A 21,529-nucleotide genomic window follows, 5' to 3' on the forward strand; every position below is an offset into this window, starting at 1 on the left:
CCGGCTTTCAATCGCCGCGCCGGGCCATAGGCGCGAAGGTGTCGCAAGGCCGCTCCGGTCCGCCGGGGCGGCCTTGCGCGTCCCGCGTTCGGGCGGCGAAAAGGGGAGACCATCCATGGCCGAGTTCGACGGCATCATCTTCGACTGCGACGGCGTGCTGGTCGACAGCGAGGTCCTCGCCCGCCGCGCGATGCAGTCGGTCTATCGGCAGGCCGGCATCGAGGTCACGGCCGACATGGTCAATGCCGTGGTCGGAATGAAGATGGCCGACATCCTGAAGGGCATCGAGGAGAAGACCGGCCGCGCCCTGGATCAGGAATACCATCCGCGCTTCTGGACCGAGACCAAGGCCCTGTTCACGCAGGAACTCAGCCCCACGCCCGGCATCGTCGAGTTTCTCGAGCGCTCGGACCTGCCGCGCTGCGTCGCGTCCTCCTCCGACCACGAGCGCATCCGCCACAGCCTGAAGGTTACCGGCCTCGATCGGTTCTTCTCGCCCGACGCAATCTTCTCCTCGCACGACGTGAAGCGCGGCAAACCCGAGCCCGATCTCGTCCTTCATGCCGCGAGCCGCATGGGCTTCGACCCCGCCCGCTCGCTGGTGATCGAGGATTCGCGCTTCGGCATCATGGGCGCCAAGGCCGCCGGCATGGTCGCCTACGGCTTCCTCGGCGGCGCGCATCTCCTCGCCAACACCGGCGACGCCTTGCGCGATGCCGGCGCCGACTTCGTTGCTCGCACCTACGACGAGATCGCGGCCGAGATGGCGCACTGAGGGTTCGCTGACCTGGCAAGCGGCGTGGCTGCTTTTCCGATGCGGGCCGATCGTTCGAAGCCCTTCCTCCATGCTATCGTGAGCGCGCGCAAGCGCCGTCGCGCTTGAACGGGGAGACGCGGGATGACTGCCGAGCAGATCGTCGTGGAAACCGAAGTGCCGGTCTCGCAGGCGGAAGCCTAGGTATTTGATCCCAGGGTTTGATGGTGTGATCCTCTCCATGGAATGGAAGGAGGCCCTATGGGACAGGTTCGTCACGGCAGCGCCACGACCACGCACGCCATCCGAGCAGCAATACAGCGATCGCAAGCTTCGCTCGCGACGCTGAGCCGGGAGCTCGGCATCAATCCGAAGACGGTGGCCAAGTGGCGCAAACGCCAGACCCTGGAGGATATGAAGACCGGGCCGAAGGAGCCGCGATCGACGACACTGAGCGAGGCCGAGGAGGCGATGGTCGTCGCGTTTCGACGACACACGCTGCTGCCGTTGGATGACTGCCTCTACGCGCTACAGCCGACGATCCCACATCTGACCCGGTCAGCGCTGCACCGATGTCTTCAGCGGCATGGCATATCCAGATTGCCGGATGTGGAAGGCGACAAGCCGAAGCGGCAGCAGTTCAAACGTTATCCGACTGGCTTCTTCCACCTTGACATTGCCGAGGTGCAGACCGGCGAAGGCAAGCTCTTCCTGTTCGTGGCCATTGATCGGACAAGCAAATTCGCCGTCACCCAGCTAGTCGACAAGGCGGACAGGAAAACGGCCTGGGAGTTCCTGGAGCGGCTGCTGCAAGCCGTGCCGTATCGGATCCACACCATCCTGACGGACAACGGCATCCAGTTCGCCGAGCAGCCGCGCAACCGTAACACCGCCTGGTCCCGGCAGATACGCTTCGACATGATCTGCGAGGAAAACGGTATCGAGCATCGGCTGACCAAGCCGAACCATCCGTGGACGAACGGTCAGGTCGAGCGGATGAACCGCACGATCAAGGATGCCACTGTCAAACGCTTCCACTACGAGAGCCACGATCAGCTTCGAACGCATCTCGCCGACTTCATGGCGGCCTACAACTTCGGCCGTCGGCTCAAGACACTCGGCGGTCTCACACCCTACGAATACATCGCCAAAATCTGGACCTCGGAGCCAGACCGGTTCATCGTCAATCCAATCCACCAGATGCCGGGACTGAACATCTAGGACGCCTACACCAATCCTGAGCGCATCCGACAGTGGAACTTCGCATATAACGATTGGCACTGCCCGGCGGCGAGCGTGGACCTACGCGAGGGCGGCCGATTTTCCTCGCGAATGGAAGCGAAGGACGGCAGCATCGGCTTCGATTTCGCGGTGACCTACACAACGATCGTGCCGTATGAACGGATCGAATACGAGTTCGGCGGTCGCCGGGCGAGCATCCGTTTCACGCCACATGGCGACCAGACTCATGTGCGTGTGGCGTTCGATCCCGAGACGGAGCATTCCCTCGACCAGCAGCGGAGCGGCTGGCAGGCCATTCTGACCAACTTCGGCCGGCATCTCGGTGCGGCGGAAGCGTAGGACACATCGGCGAGGAGCGACCGGGACGTCCGAAGTGCCGTGATCCGCAGTTTCTCTTTCGACGGGTAGTCTTTAAATCTCCGTCACGCACTTCTTGGCGCGGGGGATGGAAGCGGCGCTCATGGAGAGCTCAGTCACGCCGTTCTGAACGAAGAAGGGGATGAGGTCGGGGCGGGCGGCGGCTTCGCCGCAGACGCCGATCCAGATGCCGGCGTCGCGCGCGGCCCGTGCGGCCATGCCGATCGCCGCCAGCACCGCCGGGTGCTCGGTCCGGTTGAGCTTGGCGACACGAGGGTTCAGCCGGTCGGCGGCCATGACGTATTGCGTGAGATCGTTGGTGCCGACGGAGAAGAAGTCGACCTCGGCCGCGATCTCGGCGGCGACGAAGACGGCCGCCGGCGTCTCGATCATGACGCCGAGCTCGAACGCGCCGTGAGCGTGGCCGGCTGCATCGAGTTCTGCGCGGCACTCGTCGAGAAGGGCGCGCACGGCACGCACCTCGCCGACGTCGGCGATCATCGGAAGCAGGATTTTCACGTTGCCGACGACGCTGGCGCGCAGAAGCGCGCGCAGCTGGGGCTTGAAGACGTCCGGCCGCTCCAGGCACATGCGCACGCCGCGCCAGCCGAGGAACGGATTGTCCTCGTGCTCGAAGTCGATGCCGGCCACCGGCTTGTCGCCGCCGATGTCGAGCGTGCGGATCACGACCGGGTGGGGCGCGAAGGCTTGCGCGAGCGTGGTGTAAGTTTCGGCCTGCTCGTCCTCGCCCGGCAGGGCGCGCCGCTCCATGAACAGGAACTCGGTGCGGAAGAGACCGACGCCCATCGCGCCGGCTTGTCTCGCCGCGTCGATCTCGGCGAGCGAGCCGAGATTGGCGGCGATCTCGATGCGTCGCCCGTCGCGTGTCTGCGGCTCCACCGTGCGGTAGGCGTCGAGCGCGGAGCGTTCCTCAGCCTCGCGCGCGATGGCACCGGTGAAGCATGCCGTGGTTTCGGCATCGGGGTCGATCGCGACCTCGCCGCTCGATCCGTCGAGGGCGATCGTCTTCGCGGATTTCAGCCGCGTCTCGTCCGCGGGAAAGCCGAGGACCGCCGGGATGCCGTGTGCGCGCGCCATGATGGCGACATGGCTCGTCGCCGCGCCCTTGCGGCAGACTATGCCGCCGATGTCGGCGAGCGTGGCCTTGGCGAGATCGAGCGCCGCGATCTCGTCGGCGACGATCACGGCGCCCTTCGGAAGGTCCGCCAGCGTCATGTCGCGCCGACCGAGAAGCGACAGGATGATCGCGCGCGCCACCGAGCGGATGTCCTCGGCGCGGGCGCGCAGGTACGGGTCGGTCAGAGCTTCGAAGCTTGCTGCGATCGAACGCCCGGCCTCCTCGACGGCGCTCGGCGCATCCCGTCCCGCGCCGATCGCGCCGTCCACGGCGGCGATGAAATCGGAGTCCTCGGCGACCTCGACCAGTGCGTCGATGATCGCCGCGTCGTCGCGGCGCAGGCCCGGGCGTGTTCGCGCCTCGCGGAAGGAGGCGACAGTGGCGGCGAGGGCGGTGCGGTAGCGCGCCTGTTCGGGCGCGATCTCCTCCGGGCCGAGGTGACGCGGCTGAATGTCGAGGCCCGCGGGAAAGAAGGCGAAGGCTGGGCCGATCGCGGTGCCCTCGCTGGCCGGCACGCCGCGATCGGCGGAGGTGGCCTGCGGAGCGGGCGAGACCGGCGCCGACGCGGCGGCCGGTTTGGCGGCAGCCGTCAGATCGATGTCGCCGGCGTCGGGCGTCTGCAGGAAGGTCGCGAGCGCGGCAACGGCGTCGGGGGCGTCCTCACCCTCGGCCCTCAAGGTCGCCTCGTCGTTCTCCTTCACGCCGAGCAACATCAGCTTGACGGCGCTCTTGGTGCTGGCACCCCGGCCGTTGCAGCGGATCTCGACGTCGCAGGCGAAGCTCTTAGCGAGCTTCACGAACTGCGTGGCCGGGCGTGCATGGAGACCGTCGTGGACGCGCACGACGACGGAGCGCTCGATCATGGCTCGAAATCCGATGGTGAGGGCAGGGAGGCTCAGTCGCCGATGACGATCTCGGCGCCGGGCTGGAGGGCGGCCGCAAGCTCGCCGCCATCGACCGCGCTCGCCGTCAGTTCGCCCGGACGCTCCGGCGCGGCGAGGCCGTTGAAGTTGATGACGACGTGGCCGATGTCGCGCACCTTGGCCCACGCGAGATCGCCGATGCCGGTCAGACGGGCTTCGACCGCACCGACGCGGATGGGAACACCGGCGACCGGCGCCTCGACGGTCGGCTCGCCGACCACCGAATGCAGGACGGAGACTTCGGCAAGCTCCGGCGGGGCGCCGTCGGCGAAGAGGATGAGGACGCCGCCTTCCAGAAGATCGGGAACGTCCGGCCCGACGGCGGTGACGCGGGTGCGCAGGAACTGGGTCATGAAGGCTCCTCGGGCGGGCAGGGCCCGCGGTCAGGGATAGGGCGGGGCGAGCAGAGGTGCATCCGCCCCGCCTCGTCGTGTCAGAGCAGGAAGCTCGCGCCCCAGGCGATCAGGACGGCGATCGGCCCGGTGATCTGGCGGCTGATGAGCACCGCCGGCACGCCGATCTCGATCGTCTTCGGCTTGGCTTCGCCGAGCGCAAGGCCGACCGGCACGAAGTCGCAGCCGACCTGCGCGTTGTAGGCGAACAGCGCCGGCAGGGCCATCGCCGGGGCAATGGTGCCGTTGGCGATCTGCGGGCCGATGATGGCGACGCCGATGACCTGCGCGATGACCGCGCCTGGGCCGAGGATCGGCGACAGGAACGGCAGGGCGCAGATCGCCGACAGGACCACGAGCCCGAGGATGTTGTTGGCGAGCGGCCCGAGCGGCGCGGCGAGGAGGTCGCCGATGCCGGTGTAGAGGATGATGCCGATCAGCATGGTCACGAAGGCCATGAACGGCAGGACGTTGCGCACCACCATGTCGATCGTGCGCCGGCCGGCATTGAAGAAGATGCCGACCGCGCGGCCCATGACGCGGCCGACGCTCGTGATCGCGCCGATGAGGCCGCCCTGGTTGGAAGCCGGCATCGCGCCGCCGAGCGCGGCGGTCGCCTCGGCGGGCGAGGAGAACGAACGCGGCGCGGCCGTCGGCTGGCCCATCGCGGCGGGCGAGGCGGCCTGTTGTCCCGCCGGTGCGGCGGTGCCGTCGGCGGGCGCCATGTCGTCCGGCGTCACGCCGGAGACGTAGATGTCCTCGGTGATGAACTGGGCGAGCGGACCGGACTGGCCGACCGGCATGATGTTGATCGTCGGGATGCGCTTGCGGGCGTAGACGCCGCAGCGGGCCGTGCCGCCGCAGTCGATCACGACGGCCGCCATCTCCGATTCCAGCGGCGGATTGCGGAACCCGTCGACGACGGTGGCGCCCGTCAGTTCGGCGAGGCGCTGGGCGACGGGCGGGATGCCGCCGCCGGTCACCGCCACGATCTTGTCGCGCTCGGGCGTCGGCTGGATCACCAGCGGGCCGCCCCAGCCGCCCTTGCCCTGCGACACGCGAATGGCCTTGAAGGTCTTGGTCATGGGTTCGATCCTCCCCGGGGCCTTAGAGCGTCACGCCTTCGCGCGCGGCGAGGAAGCGCGTGACGCGCTCGGTGACGATGCCGCGCAGGAGGATCACCACCACGCCGACGATGAAGTAGTAGATCGCTAAGTTGATGTGGTAGCCGGCCGGGATGACGCCGCGGTTTTCGAGCTCCAGGAGCGCCACGAGCACGCCGCCCCAGACGAAGTATTCGCCGGCATTGGCATGCGGGAAGAGCCCGAGGATCGGGTGGCAGAACGAGACGGCCGAATCGTAGAAGGCCGGCTTGTGCTTCTCTTCGAGGAAGGTGCCGAACGTGTAGGCCATCGGGTTGGTCAGGAAGAACATCGAGAGGACCGGCAGCACGGTGTAGCGGGTCAGCGCGATGCGGCCGGCCTTCTGGGCGAGGCCATGGACGCGCTCCTCGCCGATCATGCCGGTGAGCGCGTAGAAGGCCGTCATCAGCACGACCAGCGTCGGGATGATGCCGGTGACGAAGCCAAGGAAGACCTCGCCGCCCTTCTGGAAGACGCCGATGAAGTGGCGGCCGATCGTGGCGAGCCAGCCGAGCTGCTCTTCCTGGTTGCCGGTGGCCGACAGCTGCTGCACACGCCGGGCGTATTCGTCGGCCGAGATCGCGCCGCCGCCGGACGCCGGGGCGGTCGCTGCCGCCGTGCCCGCCGCGCCGGGATCGGTCGCCTGGGCGAGCAGCGTGGCGCCGTGCTGGGCGGCGTCGGCGGCGCCGGCGCCGTGGTGCGCGGCCGCATCGGTCAGCGCGGCCGCAAGCGCGGGGTCGGCCAGGGTCTGGGCGTGGATGGCGCCGTGGGCGGCCAGATCCGCCGCCCCCTGCGCCAGCATCATCATCGTCAGCATAGTCGGCCCTCCCAGCCGTGCCCGCGTCGGGGCGTTGCGACGTTCGTGTCGAGTGTTTGGTCCCGTCGGCCGGGATCAGGCCGGCAGCGGCTCGCCGTGCTCGGCCGCCGGTGCCGCGGTCTGGCGCGAGCGGGCCTGATCGATCTGGTCGAGCGCGCTGAGGATCGCGGCGGCCAGCGGTTCGCGGCGGCGCGTCCCGGCATCGGCTCGCACGTCCGCCACCGACCGGCCTTCGAGGTCGGGCAGGCGCCGGGCCTTGGCGAAGATCGTGCGGCCTTCGAGGCTCGTCGCCCGGCGCACCCGGCCGTCCGGCGAGACGGTGATCATGGCGATGGCCGCGCCGCGCAGGGCGCCGCCGCCCTTGCCCACCCCCATCCACCCGTCATCCGACGAGCCGCTGAGGTCGCGGAATGCGTCGCGATAGCGCCGCACCTGGATCACGGTTCCCACGCACTGAAGCGCCCAAGCCAGCGCCAGGAGCGCCAGCGCGATCTGCCAACCCGTCATGCCCTTCGCCTCCCGGAAAGCGTCCGTCCCCGCTTCCTTTCGGTCAAGTGAACATTTGACTTGCGTTGTGTCAACATGTTCGTTGAAAGGGCTTGGGTCAGTCGAGAAGCCGCTGGGCCGTGGTCTCGTCGGTGACCAGCACCGTCGGCTTCAGAAAGGCGAGGGCGGCCTTGAGGACCGCGATCTTCTCGGGACCGCCCGATGCGAGGATCCGCTCTGGCGCCCTGCGAATCGCCGCCATGTCGGCGGAGACGATGCGCTCGTTGATGGCATGATCCACCAAGTTTCCGTCGCGGTCCAGAAAATGAAACAGGAGATCGCCCACCGCGCCGGCCTTTTCCAGCGAGCGCCGCTCGGCCTCGGCGATGTAGCCGGTGCGGTAGGTCGTGGCGTTCTTCTCGATGCCGCCGACGCTGAGGACCACGAGGTCGAGCTTCTCCGCCATCTCGAGCGTCGAGCCGAGGCCGCAGCGCTCGACGAGGGCCGTCTTCGTCTCCGGGCTGTCGACGATCGCCGGGGCGCTGAGGAGGAAGGCGTCGCCGTTGAAGATCTGGGCGAAGCGCCAGACGAACTCGGCCGGGTTGAAGCGGTGCGCCTGGTTGATGCCGCCGAGCAGCGAGACGACGCGCATTTCCTCCAGCGCGTGCGGCTCGATGAAGGGCAGCGATTCGAGGAGCGTGCGACCCCAGCCGAGGCCGACCGTCATGCCGCTGGCGACCGCACCGGACAGGACCCCGCCGATCGCCGCGCTGATGGCGCTGGACGGGTCTTCGCCCTTGCCGGGCGCCGGCGCGACGACCGCGCTGCGCAGGCCGTAGCGACGCTCGAGCGCCCGCTCGGCCGCGGTCAGCTCGGCCAGCGCGCCGGATACCGAGATGCGCACCTCGCCCCGTGCGCGCGCTTCGGCCAAAAGGCGCACCACGCTGACGCGGCCGATGTCGAGGGCGGCGGCGATGTCGCTCTGCGTCAACTCCTCGACGTAGTACATCCAGGCCGCGCGCACGCGCATGCGGTCGGCGCGGGTGTCGGTCGCGGGCGCTTCCGCGCCGTTGCGCGAGCGGCCCTTCACGAAAGCCCCCGGCGCGAAGCATCGCATAGAGGCCGTCGCGCGTTGAAGGAGCGGGTCTGCGCGCTGTCAGGAAAACGTCTCATGCTTCCGCCGTTCGTATGGTATTCGTCGGACCAGTTCGGAGAGCTTCATGTTGCCCCATCCCCATAATCTGACGCTGCCGCTCAAGGAAGGCATCCGGGACCTGCGGACGTCGATTCGCCAGGAAGCGGCGGCGGGCTCGATCTCGGCCCGGCTGATCGGCACGCCGGAGCCGGCCCGGCGTCTCGCCCGAATGGCGGACGGGGTGCTGTCGCGCGCCGAGAAGGTGGCCGAGCGCGTCATCCCGCGCGGCGGCGCCGACGTATCGCGCACGCTGGACCGCATGGCGACCTCGCTGATGGGCGTCGGCGCGCCGGTCGAGAGCGCCGATCTCTATGCGCTATGCCGCGAGGTCCTGTCGCTCGGCGGCCCGCGCGACGCGGTGGTGTCGGAGTTGCGGCTGGCGATGGCGTCCGAGGATCTCGGCCGCCGGGTCCGCGACGAGGATACGGTGACGGCAGCGGCCCGTGCGGCGGGGCGCCTCGCCGCGGTCGGCGCGGCGCGGCCCTGCCTCACCAGCGCGCTGGGCCCCGTCGACCCCGAGGACAGCGCGGCGGTGAACGATCACATGGCGCTGGCGGTCTGGCTCGGCGTTCTCGTGCGACGCGACAGCGGGGCGTCCGGCGAACTGGCGCTCGTCGGCGCGCAGCGCGCCGTCGAGGCCGAGGGACCGCAGTGGCGCACGCTGATGCGCGACGAGCGTTTCACCGATCTCGCCGCTGCTTGGCGCTCGACCATCCCCTACCTTCCCTGAACCATCGCTAAGCGAGGCGCCGCGTCCCGTGAACGACCCCGTCCTGACGCTCAGTCTCGAAGCCGCCGACGCCGGCGGTCGCCAGTCGCTCCGCCGGTCGATCCGTCGCCTCGGCGACTTTTCGCGCACGGTCGACATCGCGCTCGGGCAGTTCAACGTCCGCTATGGCGTCCACATGACGCTGGCGCAGCGCAGCCTGACGCGCGCCTTCCTGGAATGGATGCGCCAGTTCGATGCGCAGCGCTCGCTCGCCGATCGCGACCGGCGCGACTTCAGCCATTTCGCCGCTGGCATCCTCCTGTCGAGCCTCATCCGCAACCGCCCGGTCACGGGCGGCGCGGCGCGGCCGAAGGGCGGCGACCTCGCCCGGCCGGAAGAGGCGCTCGTCGCCTTCTGGCCGGAGGGCGTCTTCTATTTCGAGTTCTGCATCACGGTGCTCGACAAGGTTCTCGCCGAACAGGATCTCGAGGGCATCCACCTGTCGTCGCAAGCGCTGGAGCTGCGGTCCTGGGCGTCGTTCCGCGAGAACGTCGCGAGCGACCCGGACCTTGCGATCCCCTTCCTCGACCTCTTCCTCGGCGGCGATCCGAACTGGGACTTCCCGAAGGCCGCGCGCTTCCGCTCGGCGTTGAAGGGGCGGATGCTGGACTGGGACAAGCGCTTGGCCGCGCCCGCCGCAGCGGAGGCCTGAGCCGTCAGATCATGTCCGCCACGCGATCCCAGGCGCGGGACAGGTGGCGGGTGAGGATCTCCGACAGGGCGGGCCCGTCGCGCTTTTCGAGCGCGGCGATCATCTCCTCGTGCTCGGCGACGGCCGCCGCCCATTTGTCCGCGCCCTCGTGGGCGATGAAGCGGACGCGCTTCAGGCGCATCTGAAGGCCAGCATGGACGTGCATGAGCGCGGCGTTGCCCGACAGCTCGACGATGCGGGTATGAATCTCCTGGTTGAGCTTGTAATAGGCGAGGCGGTCGCGCGCCTTGTAGCGATCGATCATCGCGTCGTGCGCCCGTCGAACGGCGGCGATCCCCGCATCGCTGCCGGCCTCGCACGCGAGCCGGCCCGCCAGATGCTCGAGCTCGCGCAGGACGATCAGCATATCGTGGACGTCCTTGCGGCCGAAGCGTCGCACCACGGCGCCCCGGCTCGGCACGAGCTCCACGAGCCCTTCGCTCGCCAGATACTTGATCGCCTCGCGCAGGGGCGTGCGGGAGACGCCGAGCTGTTCGCCGAGCTGCCCCTCGTGCAGTCGTGAGCCGGGCTCCAGCGCGCCTTCGATGATCATGTCGCGCAGCCGCCCGACGATCGTGTCGTGCAGCGAGGTCCGCGAGATGCGCCCGAGATCCGTCCCGACGGCTCCGTTGATCGGACGAGACGCAGACATCGTATCGCTCATCGATCCCTCCCTATCGAACCCGACGCTCGGCATCCGAAGCGTCGTGGCTCCCGCGCGGAATGGCTTCACTCACACCACAACATCACCAAACCGTCAAACGCGAATGCTGTATGCAGAATACAAAATGAAAAAGGCTTGATGCGTGCATGCGAATGGGATAGCGCTATGGGCAAGCTTCATTCGGGAGGACTGGGAATGGCTTTCGCGACCAACGCAGCGGATCGTCCGATCGTGGCACTCGCCATGGGCGACCCCGCCGGCATCAGCCCGGAACTGGCCGCCATGCTGCTGGCCGACCCGGAAACCAACGAGCGCGCTCGCGTCGTGGTGTTCGGTGACCGCCGCATTCTCGATCGCGGTGCCCGCGAGGCCGGTGTGACGCTCGACCTCGGCGAGGCCAGCGATGTCGATCACATCGGCGACGGCTCCCGCCCTGTGATGATCGACCTCAAGAATCTGGCGGTCGAGGACGTGCGCCGCGGCGAGGCGACGCTCGAGGGCGGCACTTTCGCCACGACCAATTTCCGCCGCGCTCTCGAAATGGCCCATGCCGGCCGAGCGGACGCCGTGATCTTCACGCCCTTCAACAAGCAGGCGATGCGCCACGCCTATCCCGGCTACGACGACGAGATCCGCTTCGTGGTCGACGTCACCGGCTTCTCCGGCAAGGTGCGCGAGTTCAACGTTCTGGAGAAGGTCTGGAACGCGCGCGTCACCTCGCACATCCCGCTGAAGGAGGTCTCGGACCACTTGTCGGTCGAGGCGATCCTCGCCGAGGTGAAGCTCACCCACGATTGCCTCAAGCAGTCCGGCATCGAGCGTCCGCGCATCGCGATCAACGGCCTCAACCCGCATGCCGGCGACGGCGGCGCCTTCGGCATGGAGGAGATCGAGATCATCGAGCCCGCCGTGCGGGCCGCCAAGGAGGCCGGCTACGACGTGGACGGGCCGTTCCCGGCCGACACGGTGTTCCTGCGCGCCTTCAAGGACGGCTGGCACGCGGTGCTGACCATGTACCACGACCAGGGCCAGATCGCGATGAAGCTGATCGGCTTCGACAAGGGCGTGACCATGATGGGCGGCCTGCCGTTCCCGCTCTGCACGCCCGCCCACGGCACGGCCTACGACATCGCCGGCCAGGGCAAAGCCGATCTCGGCGCGACGCGCGAGGCTTTCCGCCTCGCCGTGCGCATGGCCAACCAGCGCCGCGCGCTGGCCGCCGCGGCCGAGTGAGCGCCGACGGCCGAGCCTTGAAGCGTCCGCATGCGTGAGGGAGGTGTGCGCGTGTCTGAAGGAGCCGGGCGAAAGCTCGACCGAACTAACTGGCCGATCGCGGCCGCGATGATCCAGTATCCGGGTATCCTGCCGGACGGCCGGACGACGCAGGACCAGTCCGCCGAGGAATGGTCCGCAACGCTCGCCGACGTCGCCGACGCCGGCTTCACCGAGCTCGACCCGACCGACGGCTGGCTGCGCATCGCCGACCTCGAGCCCTCGCGGCTCGACGAGTTCATGGGCGTCGTCGCCTCGCACGGGCTGACGATCCCGGCGATCTCCACCGCGCGCAAGAACCTCATCGACCCGTCGCTCGGCGAAGCGCATCTGGCCTACGGCCACCGCGTTCTCGACACGGCCGCGAAGATCGGCGCCAGCGCCGTGTCCTTCGGCTTCTTCGACCCGCTCACCGACGCGCAGAGACAAGCGCTCTGGTTCTGGACGGTGGAGGGCGAGCGCAACCCGACCGATGCCGGCACCTGGTCGCTCGCCGTCGAGCGGCTGCGCGATCTCGGACGCCATGCCGCCGACCTCGGCCTCGAGATCTCGCTGGAGATGTACGAGGACACGCTGATCGGCACGGCCGACGGCGCGGTGCGCTTCGTCACCGACGTCGATCTGCCCAACGTGAAGATCAATGCCGACATTGGCAACCTGATCCGCCTCCATCGTCCGGTCGAGCACTGGCAGGTAATGATGGAGAAGATTGCCCCCTTCGCCGGCTTCTGGCACGTCAAGAACTACACGCGCATCGAGGACGAGACGACCGGGGCCATCATGACCGCGCCGGCGCCCCTCGAGTTCGGCACGATCAACTACCGGACCGCCATTCGCATGGCGCTCGCCCACGGCTTCCGCTCGCCGTTCCTGGTCGAGCACTACGGCGGCGACGGGCTGTCGGTCAGCGCCACCAATCGCGATTATCTTCGCCGCATCCTTCCGCGTCCGGAGACCACGGCATGACCCTCATTTACGACGAGCCCGAACGTTTCGCGCAGAGCGCCCTCGAAGGCTTCTGCGACATCAACGCCCATCTCGTGCACCCCGTGCGCGGCGGCGCCGTGCGGGCGACGCAGACGCCCGAGGGCAAGGTCGCGCTGGTGATCGGCGGCGGCTCCGGCCACTACCCGGCCTTCGGCGGCTATGTCGGCATCGGCCTCGCCGACGCGACGGTTGCCGGCGACGTCTTCGCCTCGCCGTCGACGGAATCGGTGGCGCGCATCTGCCGGCAGGCCCATCGCGGCGGCGGAATCGTGCTTGGCTTCGGCAACTATGCCGGCGACGTCCTGAACTTCGGCGCGGCGGCGACGCGGCTGCGCGGGGAGGGGATCGACGTGCGCGTTCTCGCCGTCACCGACGACGTGGCGAGCGCGCCGAAGGAGACGCCCGAGCTTCGCCGCGGCGTGGCAGGCGACGTGCCGGTCTTCAAGATCGCGGGCGCGGCGGCCGAAGCCGGCATGACCCTCGACGAGGTCGAGCGTCTGGCAAGGCTGGCAAACGCGCGCACCCAGTCGTTCGGAATCGCCTTTTCCGGCTGCACCCTGCCGGGCGCCGACGCGCCGCTCTTCACGGTCGAGAAGGGTTCGGTCGCGGTCGGCCTCGGTATCCATGGAGAGCCGGGGATCCGCGACGAGACGGCGATGTCGGCGAAGGCCTTGGCCGACCTCCTCGTTGATCCGCTCTTGGCCGAGCGTCCCGCCGGTGCGAACGGGCGCGTCGCCGTGCTCCTCAACGGGCTCGGCGCCACGAAGTACGAGGAGCTCTTCGTCCTCTGGACCCATGTTGCCCGCCGCCTGCGCGACGCAGGGCTGACCCTGATCCAGCCCGAGGTGGGTGAGTTCGTGACCAGCCTCGACATGGCCGGCTGCTCTCTCACGATCACTTGGCTCGACGGGGAACTGGAGCCGCTCTGGCTGGCGCCCGCCCACGGTGCCGCATTCCGGCGTGGCAATGTCGAGCCGCGCGCAGCTGCGCCGAAGCCCGTCGAAGCGAATGCCGACACCTTGTCCTTCGCAGCGGCGTCGGACGCCTCGCGCCGGGATGCGGCCAAGGCCTGCGCCATCGTCGAGCGGCTGGCCGACGTGCTGGCTGAGGCCGAGGACGAACTCGGCCGCATCGATGCGGTGGCAGGCGACGGCGACCACGGGCAGGGGATGCGGCGCGGCTCGGCCGCGGCTGCCGAGGGCGCACGCAAGGCGTTGGCCGCAGGTGCGGGAGCGGGCTCGCTCCTCGCCCATGCCGGCGATCGCTGGGCGGACACCGCTGGCGGCACCTCCGGTGCGATCTGGGGACTTCTGCTGCGCGGCTTCGGCACGGCGCTCGGCGACGATGCTCCCGTGGATGCCGCCGCTGCGGCCCGCGCCGCGACGGCCGGCCGGGACGCGGTCACCACGCTCGGACGCGCCCGGGTCGGCGACAAGACGCTGGTCGATGCGCTGGTTCCGTTCGTCGAGACGCTCGACACCGAGGTGAAGCGCGGCGCGCGCCTGCGCGATGCGTGGGGCCGGGCTGCCGAAGCCGCGACACGCGCTGCCGACGAGACCGCCGGGCTGACGCCCCGGCTCGGCCGTGCGCGCCCGCTCGCCGCCAAGAGCATCGGACATCCCGATGCCGGCGCCGTCTCGCTGGCGCTCTGCGCCCGCACGGTCGGCGAGGCCCTCAACGCCGGCTGACCCGTTCTCCATTCCCCGGCCGGACGACCGGCCGGGTGCCCTTTTCTTCAACGATCCGTCTGGGAGGCATGATCCAATGAAGCTCTTCGCAACCACCGCCCTCGTGACCCTCGCTCTCGCCGCGCCCGCCATGGCGCAGTGGGCTCCGACGAAGCCCGTCGAGTTCATCGCGGCCGGCGGCGCCGGCGGCGGCACCGACCAGTTCGCACGCCAGATCCAGGCGGCGATCGCCAAGGAGAACCTGTCGCCGACCAACGTCGTCGTCTCCAACAAGGGCGGCGGCTCCGGCGCCGAGGCGTTCATCTACGGCGCGGGGGCGGAGGGCGACGATCACAAGCTGATCCTCGGCACCTCCAACGAGTGGCAGCTGCCGCTCGTCACGCGCCTCGGCTACAAGTCCGAGGACCTCACGCCGGTCGCGACGCTCGCGGTCGACGAGTTCGTGGTCTGGGTGCAGGCCGACAGCCCCTACAAGACGATCACCGATCTCGTGGAAGCCGGCAAGGCGACGCCGGGCAAGATCCGCTTCGGCGGCTCGCAGTCCAAGGACGTCGACCAGACGCTTGTGCGCCGCATCGAGGCCGCGACGGGGGCGAAGTTCCTCTATATCCCCTTCAAGTCGGGCTCCGAGGCCGCCGTGCAGCTCGCCGGCAATCATATCGACGCGAACACCAACAATCCGGCCGAGAACGTCGGTCAGTGGCGCGCCGGGCAGGCCAAGCCTCTGTGTGTGATGTCGAACGAGCGGATGGCCGATACGACCAAGGTCACCGAGACCATGTCGTGGAACGACATCCCGACCTGCCGCGAGCAGGGGCTGCAGTTGGACGCCTACCAGATGCCGCGCACCGTATTCGCCCCGGCCGACGTGCCGGCCGAGGCCGTTGCCTGGTACACCGATCTCCTGAAGAAGGTGTCCGCGACGCCGGAGTTTCAGGCCTACCTGAAGAACACCTCGCAGACGGCCCGTTTCATGACGGGCGACGAGTTCAAGTCCTACATCGCCGCCGACGTCGAGCGCTCGCGCAAGCAGTTCGAAGCGGACGGCTGGCTCGTCAACTAAGCCGACCGCCGGCAGTACGGGCGGCCGGCCGACGGCCGCCCGAAGCCAGCCCGTCACGCAAAAGGGGAGGACGCGCGATGGTGACCCGCCGTCACATCGAAGTCGCGACCGGCCTTTCGGCAACCCTCCTGGGTGTCGTCACGGCCTATGGCAGCCTGGAGAACGGCACCGGCTGGACGGATTTCGGTCCGTCCGCCGGCTATTTTCCGTTCCGCATCGGCATCATCCTGACGGTGCTCGGCCTCGTGATCGCCGTCAAATACGGCCTCACCGGGCGTCGTCGCGCGCCCGCCAACCTCGAGGCGCAGGCCGCCGGCGGCGCCGTCGCGCTGCACGAGCCGACCGGTCTCGACGAGCGCTTTCTGGAGGATGGGGCGCTCGGGCGCATCGCTTCGGTCTTCGTGCCGACGGCGATCTCCGCCGCGCTCATCCCGTGGCTCGGCGTCTATCTGTCCGGCGCGCTCTTCCTCGTCTTCTCGATGATGACGCTCGGCAAGGTCGGCGTCGTGAAGGCGACGGTGATCTCGGTCGCCACCATGGCCGTCTTCTTCGTCACCTTCGAGTTCTGGTTCCAGGTGCCGCTCGCCAAGGGCGTCGTCATGCCGCTGCTCGGCATCTATTGAGAAGATCGATCCATGGCTGACATCGCCAATCTCCTGCACGGCTTCTCCGTCGCCTTCTCGTTCTACCATGTCGCGCTCATCGTCATGGGCGTGCTCCTCGGCATTCTGGTCGGGGTCCTTCCGGGCCTCGGCGCGCCCAACGGCGTGACGCTGCTCCTGCCGCTGACCTTCACGATGGAGCCGGTCTCGGCGATCATCCTCCTGTCCTCGATGTACTGGGGCGCGCTGTTCGGCGGATCGACGACCTCGATCCTCTTCAACATCCCCGGCGAGCCGTCATCGGTGGCGACCACCTTCGACGGCTATCCGATGGCGAAGCAGGGCCGGGCGACGGAAGCGCTGTCGACCGCCTTCTTCTCGGCCGGCATCGGCGCGCTGACCGGCGTCATCGTCATCACGCTTCTGGCGAGCTGGATCGCCGAATTCGCGCTGCGCTTCTCGAGCCCCGAGTTCTTCGCGATATACCTTCTCGCCTTTTGCTCCTTCATCGGCCTCGGCGGCGGCGATCCGATCAAGGCGGCCGTCTCGCTGCTGGCAGGCCTGGCGTTCGCGACCGTCGGCATGGACACGGTGTCAGGCGAGCTTCGCCTCACCTTCGGCTGGCCGGACCTTCTGCGTGGCATCTCCTTCCTCGTCGCCGTCATCGGTCTCTTCGGCATCGGCGAGCTGCTGCTCACCGTGCAGGAGGAGCTGAAGTTCAAGGGCGTCTCGTCCAAGATCGAGGTGCGCGAGATCTTCAGGGCGCTCGCCCGCCTGCCGCACTACTGGGTGACCTTCCTGCGCTCGGCCGCCGTCGGCGTCTGGATGGGCATCACGCCGGGCGGGCCGACGGCCGCGTCCTTCATGAGCTACGGCCTCGGCCGCCGCTTCGGCAAGTATGGGCGGAACTTCGGCAAGGGCGAGCCGGAAGGCGTCATCGCGCCGGAGGTCGCAGACCACTCGGCCGGAACCTCGGCGCTCCTGCCAATGCTGGCGCTCGGCGTGCCGGGCTCGGCGACGGCGGCCGTCATGATGGGTGGCCTGATGATCTGGGGCCTCCAGCCCGGCCCGCTTCTTTTCGTGGAACAGCCGGACTTCGTCTGGGGCCTCATCGCGTCGATGTACCTGTCCAACATCATCGCCGTGGTGCTGGTGCTCGCCACCGTGCCGCTCTTCGCCTCGATCCTGCGCATTCCCTTCGGCATCATCGGCCCGATCATCATCGTGGTCTGCCTGATCGGCGCCTACACGGTGGCGAACGCCGAGTTCGACGTGATGTTGGCGGTGGCCTTCGGCATCGTCGGATACGTCTTCAAGCGGCTGGACTACCCGATCGCGCCGCTGGTGCTTGCCATGGTGCTCGGCGACAAGGCCGAGGACGCGTTCCGCCAGTCGATGCTCTATTCCGGCGGGTCGCTTTCGATCTTCTGGTCGAACGGGCTGGTCGGCACGCTGATGGCGCTGGCGCTCCTGCTTCTCGCCTGGCCGCTGATCTCCAAGGCGATCCAGATGGTGCGGCCGGCGCGCACCGCCTGACCGATCGAAGACCTGGGACAAAAGAAAAGGGGCGCCGATGTGGCGCCCCTTTATCGGTTCAGGCGGCCAGTTCGCGCGGCCGCTTTGCGTCGAAGGCGGCGGCGATCAGCGTGCGCGTGTAGTCCTCGCGCGGGGCGGAGAAGATCTCCTCCGTCGCGCCTTCCTCGACCAGCCTGCCGTCCTTCATGACGAGGATGTGGTCCGAGATCGCCCGGATCACCGCCAGATCGTGGCTGATGAAGACGTAGGACAGGCCGTGCTCGCGCTGGAGCTTGCGCAGAAGCTCGACGATCTGCACCTGCACCGAGCGGTCGAGCGCCGAGGTCGGCTCGTCCAGCACCACGACCTTCGGCTTCAGGATCATGGCGCGCGCGATGGCGATGCGCTGCCGCTGGCCGCCCGAGAACTCGTGCGGGTAGCGGTTGCGTGCCTCAGGCGGCAGCCCGACCTCCTCGAGCGCGGCGGCCGCGCGGCGTGAGCGCTCGGTGGCCGACAGCGCCGGTTCGTGAACGAGCAGGCCCTCGGTGACGATCTCGCCGACCGTGAGGCGGGGGCTGAGCGAGCCGAACGGGTCCTGGAACATCAGCTGCAGTTCGCGCCGCAGCGGGCGCATGCGCCGCCGGTCGAAGGCGGTGATGTCCTGCCCCTCGAAGCGGTATCGCCCGTCGCTCGGCAGGAGGCGCAGGATGGCGCGCCCGAGCGTCGACTTGCCCGATCCCGATTCGCCGACGACGCCGATCGTCTGGCCGCTCTTCAGGGCTAGCGAGACGTGGTCGACGGCGCGGAACGTGTCAGGCCCCTTCGAGAACAGGCTTTTCGATCCCCGCAGGTCGTAGTCGACGACGACGTCCTGCGCCGACAGGACGAGCGGCGCGCCCTCCGGGACCGGCGGCTTGCCGCCCTGCGGCTCGGCCGCGAGCAGCATCTTGGTGTAGTCGTGGCGTGGCGACCGGAAGATCGCTTCCGTCGGCCCTTCCTCGACCACGTTGCCGCGGCGCATGACGACGACCCGCCCCGCGAAATGCCGGACGACGCCGAGATCGTGGGTGATGAGGAGGATCGCCATGCCGAGGCGCTTCTGGAGATCGGCGAGAAGCTTCAGGATCTGCGCCTGCACCGTCACGTCGAGTGCCGTCGTCGGCTCGTCGGCGATGAGGAGTTCCGGATCGTTGGCGAGCGCCATGGCGATCATCACGCGCTGGCGCTGGCCGCCGGAGAGTTCGTGCGGAAAGCTGTCGATCCGCCGCTCGGGCTCGGGGATGCCGACGAGGCCGAGGAGTTCGAGCACCCGCGCCCGCACGGCCGAGCCGCGCTTGCCCGAATGGTGACGGATCACCTCGCCGATCTGCCGTCCGACGGGATAGAGCGGGTCGAGCGAGGTCATCGGCTCTTGGAAGATCATCGAGATCTTGGCACCGCGATAGCGGTTGAGCTGGCGGGCGGGGAGCCCGAGGATTTCCTCGCCGCGATAGCGCGCCGAGCCTGATGCTCGGCCGTTGGCGGCCAGAAGCCCCATCACCGCCATCATGGTCTGGCTCTTGCCGGACCCGGACTCCCCGACGACCGCCAGCGTTTCGCCGGGCGCGACCTCGAAGGATACGCCCTTCACGGCATCGAGTTGGCCGTCCTCGGTGTCGAAGGCGACGCGAAGGTCGCGGATGGAAAGCACGGTCTCGACCATGTCAGCGGTCCCTCGGATCGAAGGCGTCGCGCAATCCGTCGCCGATGAAGTTGAGCGCGAAGAGCGTCACGCAGAAGAGCACCGCCGGAAAGAGCAGGAGCCAGGGGGCCGCCTGGATCGTCTGCGCCCCGTCAGAGATCAGCGCGCCCCAGCTCGTCAGCGGCGCCTGGACGCCGAGGCCGAGGAAGGACAGGAAGCTTTCAAGCAGAATCACCTTCGGTACCACGATGGTGACGAAGACGACCACCGGACCGATCGTGTTGGGCACGATGTGGCGCCGGACGATCTGCCGGTCGGTGAGGCCCATGGCCTCCGCCGCCGCGACGAACTCGCGCCGCTTGATCGTGAGCGTCTGGCCCCGCACGATGCGCGCCATGTCCAGCCATTCCACGAGGCCGATGGCCACGAAGATGAGGACGAAGGACCGGCCGAAGAAGGCGACCAGCATGATGACCATGAAGACGAAGGGCAGCGAGTAGAGGATCTCGACGAGGCGCATCATCAGGTTGTCGACGCGCCCGCCGACATAGCCGGAGATGGCACCGTAGGTGACGCCGATCACGAGAGAGACGAGGCTGGCGAGAACGCCGATCACGAGCGAGATCTGCCCGCCGACCATGGTGCGGACCATGAGGTCGCGCCCGTTGCCGTCGGTTCCGAACGGGAAATAGGTCTGCCCGACGGTGCCCGCGACGACGAGTTCGCGCCCGTCCTCGCGCGTCTCGGCGACGGACGCGCCGGTGCCGAGTTCGCCCGCCCGGTCGAAGTAGCGCAGGACGCGCGGATCGATCGGCTCGTCGGAGCGGATGGTGGCGAGGTAGCGACCATCCTCGACGTCGAAGGCGGCGAGCGTGACGCGCGCCCGCTCGGCCACCCGTTCGACCGCACCCTTCAGGTTCTCCTCGCGCGGCCAGGCTTCCAGCGATGGCGGCACCGAGACGTAGGACTGGAACACCTGATCGTAGCGATGGTCGGTGAACTGCGGCCCGAGGAACGAGAACAGCGCGACGAGGATCAGGATCACGAAGCCGGCCATGGCGGCACGGTTCCGGCGAAGGCGCAGGAGCGCCAGCTGGAACAGCGAGCGGCCGCGGACGTCCTGCGGTGCAACGGGCAGGTCGCCGGGCAGCGGGCCCGGATCGGGCGTGGTGGATGCGAGGTCAGTCATGGCGGATCCTCGGGTCGAGGAAGGCGTAGAGAAGGTCGACCAAAAGGTTGAAGGCGATGATGAAGACCGAGATCAGCACCACCGTGCCCATCACCAGCGTGTAGTCGCGGTTGAGCGCCCCTTCCACGAAGTAGCGGCCGACGCCGGGAATCGTGAACAGCGTCTCCACCACGGTTGATCCGGTAAGGAGCGCGGCGCAGCAGGGTGCGAGGTAGGTGACGGCCGGCAGCATCGCACCGCGCATCGCATGGGTGACGACCACCGAGCGCCAGGGCAGGCCATAGGCTTTCGCCGTTCGCACGTGGTCGGTGCGCATCGCCTCGATCATCGAGCCGCGCGTCAGGCGGGCGAAGACGGCGAGCTGCGGCAGGCCGAGGGCGATGACCGGCAGGACGAGATTGCGCAGCGAGCCGTCGCCCCAGCCGCCGGCCGGGACGAGCGAGAGGGTGATGGCGAAGATCAGCGTGAGCACGGGGCCGATCACGAAGTTCGGGACCGTGATGCCGACGGTGGCGACGCCCATCACGAGATAGTCGACCCAGCCGTTCTGGCGCAGCGCCGCCACGACGCCGGCGATCGTGCCGCCGATCACAGCGAAGGCGAGCGCCCAGAGGCCGAGCGTCACGGAATAGGGCAGGGCCTGGAGGATCAGCTCGGAGACGGAATAGTCCCGGTAGATGAAGCTCGGACCGAAGTCCCCATGCACGACGTTGGAGAGATAGGTCGCGTACTGCACGACCAGGGGCTGGTCGAGCTGGTAGGTGGCCATCAGGTTGGCCATGGTCGCGGGCGGGAGCGGGCGTTCGAGATTGAACGGCCCGCCGGGCGCCGCCCGCATCAGGAAGAAGGAAATGGTGACGACGATAAACAGCGTCGGCACCGCGCTGAGAAGGCGGCCGAAGACGAAACGGATCATGGATGAAACTCTCGGGAAGGGTTGGGCGGCGCCGAAGCGCCGCCCG

The 21,529-nt window shown here is 68.6% G+C and carries 20 protein-coding genes and 1 pseudogene; 11 read left to right on the forward strand and 10 right to left on the reverse strand.

Annotated features, from left to right (window positions below; all coding sequences use genetic code 11):
• Positions 1-115 precede the first annotated feature (115 nt).
• From ACLNGM_RS11050 to ACLNGM_RS11060, 3 genes and pseudogenes are all read left to right on the forward strand, one after another.
• Positions 116-775 carry an HAD family hydrolase gene (locus tag ACLNGM_RS11050; protein ID WP_416354950.1) on the forward strand — a complete coding sequence of 220 codons (660 nt, stop codon included), beginning with the start codon at positions 116-118 and terminating at the stop codon, positions 773-775.
• A 240-nt stretch (positions 776-1,015) separates the two neighbouring features.
• Positions 1,016-1,975, forward strand: a complete 960-nt coding sequence (locus ACLNGM_RS11055) for an IS481 family transposase (RefSeq protein ID WP_416354951.1) — start codon at positions 1,016-1,018, stop codon at positions 1,973-1,975.
• A 3-nt stretch (positions 1,976-1,978) separates the two neighbouring features.
• Positions 1,979-2,335, forward strand: a pseudogene (locus ACLNGM_RS11060) (SRPBCC domain-containing protein); the annotation flags it as partial.
• A gap of 72 nt (positions 2,336-2,407) precedes the next feature.
• Here the strand turns inward: ACLNGM_RS11060 and ptsP are convergent.
• From ptsP to ACLNGM_RS11090, 6 genes are all read right to left on the reverse strand, one after another.
• Complete coding sequence (ptsP, locus tag ACLNGM_RS11065) at positions 2,408-4,354, reverse strand: phosphoenolpyruvate--protein phosphotransferase (protein WP_416354952.1); 1,947 nt, start codon at positions 4,352-4,354, stop codon at positions 2,408-2,410.
• Between the two features lie 32 nt (positions 4,355-4,386).
• Positions 4,387-4,767 carry a PTS glucitol/sorbitol transporter subunit IIA gene (locus ACLNGM_RS11070; protein WP_416354953.1) on the reverse strand — a complete coding sequence of 127 codons (381 nt, stop codon included), beginning with the start codon at positions 4,765-4,767 and terminating at the stop codon, positions 4,387-4,389.
• Between the two features lie 80 nt (positions 4,768-4,847).
• On the reverse strand, positions 4,848-5,891 hold the full coding sequence (locus ACLNGM_RS11075; protein WP_416354954.1) for a PTS glucitol/sorbitol transporter subunit IIB: 1,044 nt from the start codon (positions 5,889-5,891) through the stop codon (positions 4,848-4,850).
• 22 nt (positions 5,892-5,913) lie between these two features.
• The gene (locus ACLNGM_RS11080) at positions 5,914-6,765 is read right to left on the reverse strand and encodes a PTS glucitol/sorbitol transporter subunit IIC (RefSeq protein WP_416354955.1); all 852 of its coding nucleotides are present in this window, start codon (positions 6,763-6,765) and stop codon (positions 5,914-5,916) included.
• Positions 6,766-6,840: 75 nt separating this feature from the next.
• Entirely contained in the window at positions 6,841-7,272 is a 432-nt protein-coding gene (locus tag ACLNGM_RS11085) for a transcriptional regulator GutM (RefSeq protein ID WP_416354956.1), read from the reverse strand.
• A gap of 97 nt (positions 7,273-7,369) precedes the next feature.
• Positions 7,370-8,341, reverse strand: coding sequence for a sugar-binding transcriptional regulator (locus ACLNGM_RS11090; RefSeq protein WP_416354957.1), 972 nt, complete (start codon positions 8,339-8,341; stop codon positions 7,370-7,372).
• A 130-nt stretch (positions 8,342-8,471) separates the two neighbouring features.
• On the opposite strand from ACLNGM_RS11090, the gene ACLNGM_RS11095 reads away from it, so the two are divergent.
• Positions 8,472-9,176 carry a hypothetical protein gene (locus tag ACLNGM_RS11095; protein ID WP_416354958.1) on the forward strand — a complete coding sequence of 235 codons (705 nt, stop codon included), beginning with the start codon at positions 8,472-8,474 and terminating at the stop codon, positions 9,174-9,176.
• Between the two features lie 28 nt (positions 9,177-9,204).
• Positions 9,205-9,867: a hypothetical protein gene (locus tag ACLNGM_RS11100; protein ID WP_416354959.1), complete on the forward strand. Its 663-nt coding sequence runs from the start codon at positions 9,205-9,207 to the stop codon at positions 9,865-9,867.
• A gap of 4 nt (positions 9,868-9,871) precedes the next feature.
• Here the strand turns inward: ACLNGM_RS11100 and ACLNGM_RS11105 are convergent, their stop codons facing one another.
• The gene (locus tag ACLNGM_RS11105) at positions 9,872-10,570 is read right to left on the reverse strand and encodes a GntR family transcriptional regulator (protein WP_416354960.1); all 699 of its coding nucleotides are present in this window, start codon (positions 10,568-10,570) and stop codon (positions 9,872-9,874) included.
• Positions 10,571-10,765: 195 nt separating this feature from the next.
• Between ACLNGM_RS11105 and ACLNGM_RS11110 the strand changes: the two genes are divergently transcribed.
• From ACLNGM_RS11110 to ACLNGM_RS11135, 6 genes are all read left to right on the forward strand, one after another.
• Positions 10,766-11,803, forward strand: coding sequence for a 4-hydroxythreonine-4-phosphate dehydrogenase PdxA (locus ACLNGM_RS11110; protein ID WP_416354961.1), 1,038 nt, complete (start codon positions 10,766-10,768; stop codon positions 11,801-11,803).
• A gap of 108 nt (positions 11,804-11,911) precedes the next feature.
• Positions 11,912-12,808 carry a sugar phosphate isomerase/epimerase family protein gene (locus tag ACLNGM_RS11115; protein WP_416358430.1) on the forward strand — a complete coding sequence of 299 codons (897 nt, stop codon included), beginning with the start codon at positions 11,912-11,914 and terminating at the stop codon, positions 12,806-12,808.
• A complete protein-coding gene (locus ACLNGM_RS11120; RefSeq protein ID WP_416354962.1) occupies positions 12,805-14,517 on the forward strand; it encodes a dihydroxyacetone kinase family protein in 1,713 nt (570 codons plus the stop codon). The genes ACLNGM_RS11115 and ACLNGM_RS11120 overlap by 4 nt, the downstream gene beginning before the upstream one ends.
• Positions 14,518-14,593: 76 nt before the next feature.
• Positions 14,594-15,580, forward strand: coding sequence for a Bug family tripartite tricarboxylate transporter substrate binding protein (locus ACLNGM_RS11125; protein WP_416354963.1), 987 nt, complete (start codon positions 14,594-14,596; stop codon positions 15,578-15,580).
• A 77-nt stretch (positions 15,581-15,657) separates the two neighbouring features.
• Positions 15,658-16,203 carry a tripartite tricarboxylate transporter TctB family protein gene (locus ACLNGM_RS11130; protein WP_090960850.1) on the forward strand — a complete coding sequence of 182 codons (546 nt, stop codon included), beginning with the start codon at positions 15,658-15,660 and terminating at the stop codon, positions 16,201-16,203.
• Between the two features lie 12 nt (positions 16,204-16,215).
• Positions 16,216-17,718, forward strand: a complete 1,503-nt coding sequence (locus ACLNGM_RS11135; protein WP_416354964.1) for a tripartite tricarboxylate transporter permease — start codon at positions 16,216-16,218, stop codon at positions 17,716-17,718.
• A gap of 58 nt (positions 17,719-17,776) precedes the next feature.
• Here ACLNGM_RS11135 and ACLNGM_RS11140 read toward each other — a convergent pair whose 3' ends face one another.
• The 3 genes from ACLNGM_RS11140 to oppB are packed head-to-tail and all read right to left on the reverse strand — an operon-like array spanning position 17,777 to position 21,483.
• On the reverse strand, positions 17,777-19,399 hold the full coding sequence (locus ACLNGM_RS11140; RefSeq protein ID WP_416354965.1) for an ABC transporter ATP-binding protein: 1,623 nt from the start codon (positions 19,397-19,399) through the stop codon (positions 17,777-17,779).
• 1 nt (position 19,400) lies between these two features.
• Complete coding sequence (locus ACLNGM_RS11145) at positions 19,401-20,567, reverse strand: ABC transporter permease subunit (RefSeq protein ID WP_090960842.1); 1,167 nt, start codon at positions 20,565-20,567, stop codon at positions 19,401-19,403.
• Entirely contained in the window at positions 20,560-21,483 is a 924-nt protein-coding gene (gene oppB, locus ACLNGM_RS11150) for an oligopeptide ABC transporter permease OppB (protein ID WP_416354966.1), read from the reverse strand. Before oppB ends, ACLNGM_RS11145 begins: the two co-directional genes overlap by 8 nt.
• Positions 21,484-21,529 lie beyond the last annotated feature (46 nt).

Source organism: Aureimonas phyllosphaerae (assembly GCF_047943035.1).
Taxonomy (GTDB): domain Bacteria; phylum Pseudomonadota; class Alphaproteobacteria; order Rhizobiales; family Rhizobiaceae; genus Aureimonas; species Aureimonas phyllosphaerae.

Bases quoted from the DNA above. Each gene is read 5' to 3' on its own strand.
- ACLNGM_RS11145 (WP_090960842.1), bottom strand. From the start codon at position 20,567: ATGACTGACCTCGCATCCACCACGCCCGATCCGGGCCCGCTGCCCGGC.
- ACLNGM_RS11070 (WP_416354953.1), bottom strand. From the start codon at position 4,767: ATGACCCAGTTCCTGCGCACCCGCGTCACCGCCGTCGGGCCGGACGTT.
- ACLNGM_RS11075 (WP_416354954.1), bottom strand. From the start codon at position 5,891: ATGACCAAGACCTTCAAGGCCATTCGCGTGTCGCAGGGCAAGGGCGGC.
- ACLNGM_RS11120 (WP_416354962.1), top strand. From the start codon at position 12,805: ATGACCCTCATTTACGACGAGCCCGAACGTTTCGCGCAGAGCGCCCTC.
- ACLNGM_RS11105 (WP_416354960.1), bottom strand. From the start codon at position 10,570: ATGAGCGATACGATGTCTGCGTCTCGTCCGATCAACGGAGCCGTCGGG.
- ACLNGM_RS11095 (WP_416354958.1), top strand. From the start codon at position 8,472: ATGTTGCCCCATCCCCATAATCTGACGCTGCCGCTCAAGGAAGGCATC.
- ACLNGM_RS11125 (WP_416354963.1), top strand. From the start codon at position 14,594: ATGAAGCTCTTCGCAACCACCGCCCTCGTGACCCTCGCTCTCGCCGCG.
- ACLNGM_RS11135 (WP_416354964.1), top strand. From the start codon at position 16,216: ATGGCTGACATCGCCAATCTCCTGCACGGCTTCTCCGTCGCCTTCTCG.
- ACLNGM_RS11110 (WP_416354961.1), top strand. From the start codon at position 10,766: ATGGCTTTCGCGACCAACGCAGCGGATCGTCCGATCGTGGCACTCGCC.
- ACLNGM_RS11115 (WP_416358430.1), top strand. From the start codon at position 11,912: ATGATCCAGTATCCGGGTATCCTGCCGGACGGCCGGACGACGCAGGAC.
- ACLNGM_RS11085 (WP_416354956.1), bottom strand. From the start codon at position 7,272: ATGACGGGTTGGCAGATCGCGCTGGCGCTCCTGGCGCTGGCTTGGGCG.
- ACLNGM_RS11080 (WP_416354955.1), bottom strand. From the start codon at position 6,765: ATGCTGACGATGATGATGCTGGCGCAGGGGGCGGCGGATCTGGCCGCC.
- oppB (WP_416354966.1), bottom strand. From the start codon at position 21,483: ATGATCCGTTTCGTCTTCGGCCGCCTTCTCAGCGCGGTGCCGACGCTG.
- ACLNGM_RS11055 (WP_416354951.1), top strand. From the start codon at position 1,016: ATGGGACAGGTTCGTCACGGCAGCGCCACGACCACGCACGCCATCCGA.
- ACLNGM_RS11050 (WP_416354950.1), top strand. From the start codon at position 116: ATGGCCGAGTTCGACGGCATCATCTTCGACTGCGACGGCGTGCTGGTC.
- ptsP (WP_416354952.1), bottom strand. From the start codon at position 4,354: ATGATCGAGCGCTCCGTCGTCGTGCGCGTCCACGACGGTCTCCATGCA.
- ACLNGM_RS11140 (WP_416354965.1), bottom strand. From the start codon at position 19,399: ATGGTCGAGACCGTGCTTTCCATCCGCGACCTTCGCGTCGCCTTCGAC.
- ACLNGM_RS11130 (WP_090960850.1), top strand. From the start codon at position 15,658: ATGGTGACCCGCCGTCACATCGAAGTCGCGACCGGCCTTTCGGCAACC.